The sequence below is a fragment of the Limnofasciculus baicalensis BBK-W-15 genome (genome assembly GCF_024178385.1).
Taxonomy (GTDB): domain Bacteria; phylum Cyanobacteriota; class Cyanobacteriia; order Cyanobacteriales; family Coleofasciculaceae; genus Limnofasciculus; species Limnofasciculus baicalensis.
This window is the reverse complement of sequence record NZ_JAMZMM010000731.1, coordinates 1-1,205: the sequence shown is the minus strand read 5'-3', so window position 1 is coordinate 1,205 and position 1,205 is coordinate 1. Positions and strand designations below refer to the sequence as shown.

The window sequence follows — 1,205 nt, the reverse complement described above, 5'->3', positions numbered from 1 at the left end:
CATTACGTTTGCCACAAGGGCGTAATGATATCTCCACAAGGTTGTTTCGGGCGTAGACTTTCCCTCAGTCCGAGGGTAGGTTTTTAAATCTTGTACTGATTCTGCCATTATAGCATATTGATTCCAAATCATGCCAACAGTGCAGAATTTATTCTGCAACTAGCTTACCCTGCGGGAATGCTTCGCCTACATCCTCGGTCTGAAGACACGAGGTTTTCAGCTTAGATTCTTATAACTTATCGCATATCACCAATTTTCACCAGTCGTTGACCGCGATTTAGCCAAAAAATCCTCGCAAAAGTTTAATAAACTTAACTTGAGCCTGCATTCACCATTCCCCACCGCCGGATATGGCATCCGCTGTTCCATTCCCCTCAAAGTGGTTTAACCATCAAAAATGAATGAGTTTGATAATCTAACTGATGGTAGAGATTTAGTGCGGGTTGGTTGGATTCAAAGACTTGTAAGCCGATTTGTCGATCCCCTCTAGCCCTTGCCCAGTTTTCCGCGTGACGCATCAGCGCCGTACCAATCCCTTGTCGCCGATAGTCTGGCATGACGTATAGTAGAAAAATATGGGCGTAGCGATCGCCTTTGATCTGATCGATGGCATTTCCCAGCCACAGACAAGCTACTGGCGCAACACCTGGGGAGTTAACGGAGTCAACCCACCACAGGGGTGTTTCTTGAGATAAATACTGATCCACGGTTTTTGTCAGATGGGAAAAATCCGCCTGGTGAGGGAAAAACTCGCGGTAACTCAGCCGGAGGAATTTCAGTAAGGTTGCTTGTTGCACCCGAGATCCCACCCGCAATTGGTAACCTGGTAGTATTAAGCGATCGCACACTAATCTTAGCGGAAGGTTAATTTGGAGTAGCGCTAACGGAATCGGGAATCTGGATGCTCACAGCATCAACCTCTTCAATCGGTGCAGGTGCTACCATATCGCTAGGCAAAAATATCCGGGCGCTGACCGCCACTAAGGATACCAAAAAAATCAGTAAGATGATTAACGGGCTAATATACTCGCGAAAGAAAGCCATATTTCTCACAATTTACATAAATGGGGGAGTTTTCTGAAGATCGAGATTAAGATTTGTAAAGTTATTCCTGTCCATTGTACAACGGATATGGCTCCCTGGGATGGAGAGTTTTGAGTTTTAATTCAAAACTACCCTCAGCTCCCCAGCCCCCACCCCTGTCC

2 protein-coding genes are annotated in these 1,205 nt (G+C 46.0%); both read right to left on the bottom strand.

Annotated features, from left to right (window positions below; genetic code table 11):
- Positions 1–374: 374 nt before the first annotated feature.
- Positions 375–797 (bottom strand): GNAT family N-acetyltransferase, encoded by a 423-nt coding sequence (locus NJ959_RS29805; protein WP_254015377.1) that lies wholly within the window; start codon positions 795–797, stop codon positions 375–377.
- A gap of 67 nt (positions 798–864) precedes the next feature.
- Complete coding sequence (locus tag NJ959_RS29800; RefSeq protein WP_254015376.1) at positions 865–1,044, bottom strand: DUF8624 family small hydrophobic protein; 180 nt, start codon at positions 1,042–1,044, stop codon at positions 865–867.
- Between the last annotated feature and the right edge of the window lie 161 nt (positions 1,045–1,205).

Excerpts from the sequence above, each read along its gene's own strand:
- NJ959_RS29800 (WP_254015376.1), bottom strand. The coding sequence starts at position 1,044 with ATGGCTTTCTTTCGCGAGTATATTAGCCCGTTAATCATCTTACTGATT.